The sequence below is a fragment of the Tildeniella sp. genome (genome assembly GCF_059505325.1).
In genome coordinates, this window is the sequence record NZ_JCACKI010000051.1 from 1 (window position 1) to 2900 (window position 2900).

The following is a 2900-nucleotide window of genomic DNA, read 5'->3' on the forward strand; positions in this document are numbered from 1 at the left end:
GCTGACCGCTGACCGCTGACCGCTGACTGCTGACTGCTGACCGCTGACCGCTGACCGCTGACCGCTGACCGCTGACCGCTGACCGCTGACCGCTCTCCCCTCTCCAACCTTCCCCCAATGTCCAAGCCCTAACGCATGTTTCCACGCCCAGAAGGTATGCACATCGGGAAAGGTGCGGCAGAGATATTCGTCGTTGGGTCCGAGGATTTGGGCGGCTCCGCCACTGTGGGGTTTGCCACCGATCGGGTCTTCGATCGAGTACATAAACGCAAACGTTTGACCGCAATCGGGCAGCGTGACGCGATAGTACCAGCCTTCAAAGAAACGCCGATCGCTGCCGTCCCAGTGGTAGCCGCTGTGTGGGGTTTGCAGACGACTGGGAATGGCTGGATGTAGTGGCACGGGATCTAAGGTAAAAGGCTATGAGCGATCGGGCTGGTCTGGTGGCAGCGAGAGAGAGCCTGCCAGCAAATCTTCCATCTCCATCCGCTGCTCCATCTGGCGAAGAAAGTAGCCTGTCATCATGGCAGAGGCTAACAGACCCGCGAGATTGTCGCGATCGGTGGTGATTTTGACATTAAAGGCTTCGGATGGCAGCATTCCTACCAGCCCCTGCACGTTATGCGAAATGATTTGCTTTACGTCTGGGGTCACTAACTTTGCCACCTGAGCGAGTATTTCAGGGGGCTGATGCTGAAGGTAGTTCAGCAGTTCATTCGAGTCGTTTTCTTCAACATCGGCACCGAGGAAGTTCGCGCTATCAGGGTTAAAGACCATGTGCTAGTTTGATATCCGTTTCAAACCATTCTGACACTTCTCGCTGTAACTGTAACCAGTAGGTTTGAGGGGTGAATACCGAACAAGCGCCAGAACGTCAGAGTAATCACGGTGAGCGCGCTGGCGGTTTAATTTCAGAACATTGTCGTCCATGCTCCGAGCATCGTGCGCGAACCTCAGAATATCGTGCGTGAACCTCAGAACATCGTCGTCCATGCTCAGAGCATCGCGCGTGAACCTCAGAACATCGTCGTCCATGCTCGGAACATCGCGCGTGAACCTCGGAACATCGCGCGTGAACCTCGGAACATCGTGCGTGAACCTCAGAGTATCCTCGCCGAACCTCCGGAGCATCATCGCTCAACCTCAAAGTATCGTCGTCCATGCTCGGAACATCGCGCGTGAACCTCAGAGCATCGCGCTTGAACCTCAGAGTATCGTCGTCCATGCTCTGAGCATCGTGCGTGAACCTCAAAGTATCACCGTCCATCCTCAAAGCATCGTGCGCGAACCCCAGAATATCGCGCGTGAACCTCAGAGCATCGCGCTTGAAGCTCGGAGCCTTATGGCGGCGGCTTCTACTGCTTGACGGCTGCTTTCCTTTAGGCAAAAGTGTCGATCGGCAGCAACGTGAATTGATCCGTGTACAGACCTGATGCGGTTTCAGGCGCTTGCAGTGATGCTTTTGTAAGCAATGCCTGGGCGGTTGTAATCATCTCGTAGGTGATCATAAGAACCTCCTAGTAGATGGATGCCGCGTTAACATTTTTCAGGATAGGGGAGCACGGCAAGGGTTCCCGCTGACTCACAGTCTTTTTAGGGTGAGTTGAGGTGCAGGCAGCGAAGGGAGATTTTTATGGCTGAGTCTCAAGACAGTATGCCGATTGAAGCAGCGAACACGCCGTACAAGCAGCTTAATGCCGCCCAAAAGCAACAGCGGTTGAGCGAGCTAGCGATCGTCTTTCTCAAGCTAGGGACGATCGCGTTTGGTGGTCCCGCTGCCCACATTGCCATGATGGATGACGAGTGCGTGAAGCGTCGGCAGTGGCTGAGCCGGGAAAAACTGCTGGATTTGCTGGGGATCACAAACCTGATTCCGGGTCCTAACTCGACCGAACTGGCGATACATATTGGCTACGATCGCGCTGGCTGGAAGGGGCTGATCATCGCTGGAGCGTGCTTCATTTTGCCTGCCATGCTCATTGTGTGGGCACTAGCAGCCGTTTACGTCCGCTTTCAGACCATCCCTGAAGTGGGCTGGCTGCTGTATGGCGTGAAGCCCGTCATCATTGCGATCGTGGTTCAAGCACTGTGGAAGCTGGGTAAGACTGCCATTAAGGACGTGCCTACCGCGATCGCGGGCGCAGCCGTGATCATCGCCTTCTTCTTGCATGTAAATGAGCTGGTGCTGCTGCTGCTGGCAGGGCTGGGTGTCATGCTGTTTAAGCTGCAACGTGGCAATACGGGCGTTACTGCGCTGTTGCCGTTCCCTATCATCCTGTCGCAGGTGAGTGTAACCACTGCTGCCGTTGGCAAGGCGACCTGGCTACAGGTGTTTCTGGTTTTTCTCAAGATTGGTTCGGTGCTGTATGGCAGCGGTTATGTGCTGCTTGCCTTTTTACAACGCGATCTGGTGGAACGGACGCACTGGCTCACGTCCCAACAGTTGTTGGATGCAGTGGCGATCGGGCAGCTCACGCCCGGTCCTGTCTTCACCACTGCAACCTTTATTGGCTACCTGATAGCGGGCAATGCAGGCGCGATCGCGGGGACGATCGGCATCTTTCTGCCTGCCTTTGTATTCGTGGCGATCGTCAATCCCTGGGCAACCAAACTCCGATCGTCGCCTTGGACAAGTGGCTTCTTGGATGGCGTAAATGCCGCCTCTCTCGGCTTGATGGCAGTCGTCACCTATACCCTGACACGCGAAGCACTGGTGGATTGGCTCACAGTAGGAGTCGCGTTGGTGAGCGCGATCGTCGTATTGCGGTTCAAAATCAACTCTGTCTGGTTGGTTCTTGCAGGCGGTGCGATCGGCTTTCTGGCGCAGAAGCTTGGCTGGATTATGTAGCTATCAGCTATCAGCTATCAGCTATCAGCTATCAGCTATCAGCTATCAGCTA

General features: G+C 55.1%; 5 protein-coding genes. 2 read left to right on the top strand and 3 right to left on the bottom strand.

Translation table 11 applies throughout. The features are described 5' to 3' along the window. Positions 1-402, bottom strand: a 402-nt coding sequence (locus AC5JO6_RS18025) for a tocopherol cyclase family protein (protein WP_496082448.1), incomplete at its 3' end; no start/stop codon positions are given. A gap of 18 nt (positions 403-420) precedes the next feature. Beyond that, positions 421-777: a DUF760 domain-containing protein gene (locus AC5JO6_RS18030; RefSeq protein ID WP_496082449.1), complete on the bottom strand. Its 357-nt coding sequence runs from the start codon at positions 775-777 to the stop codon at positions 421-423. A 316-nt stretch (positions 778-1093) separates the two neighbouring features. On the opposite strand from AC5JO6_RS18030, the gene AC5JO6_RS18035 reads away from it, so the two are divergent. Further along, positions 1094-1366, top strand: a complete 273-nt coding sequence (locus AC5JO6_RS18035; RefSeq protein WP_496082450.1) for a hypothetical protein — start codon at positions 1094-1096, stop codon at positions 1364-1366. A 13-nt stretch (positions 1367-1379) separates the two neighbouring features. On the opposite strand, the gene AC5JO6_RS18040 is transcribed toward AC5JO6_RS18035, so the two are convergent. Then, positions 1380-1508 carry a hypothetical protein gene (locus tag AC5JO6_RS18040; protein ID WP_496082451.1) on the bottom strand — a complete coding sequence of 43 codons (129 nt, stop codon included), beginning with the start codon at positions 1506-1508 and terminating at the stop codon, positions 1380-1382. Positions 1509-1633: 125 nt separating this feature from the next. Between AC5JO6_RS18040 and AC5JO6_RS18045 the strand changes: the two genes are divergently transcribed. After that, complete coding sequence (locus AC5JO6_RS18045; protein WP_496082452.1) at positions 1634-2848, top strand: chromate transporter; 1215 nt, start codon at positions 1634-1636, stop codon at positions 2846-2848. Positions 2849-2900 lie beyond the last annotated feature (52 nt).

Excerpts from the sequence above, each read along its gene's own strand:
- AC5JO6_RS18030 (WP_496082449.1), bottom strand. The coding sequence starts at position 777 with ATGGTCTTTAACCCTGATAGCGCGAACTTCCTCGGTGCCGATGTTGAA.
- AC5JO6_RS18040 (WP_496082451.1), bottom strand. The coding sequence starts at position 1,508 with ATGATCACCTACGAGATGATTACAACCGCCCAGGCATTGCTTACAAAA.
- AC5JO6_RS18045 (WP_496082452.1), top strand. The coding sequence starts at position 1,634 with ATGGCTGAGTCTCAAGACAGTATGCCGATTGAAGCAGCGAACACGCCG.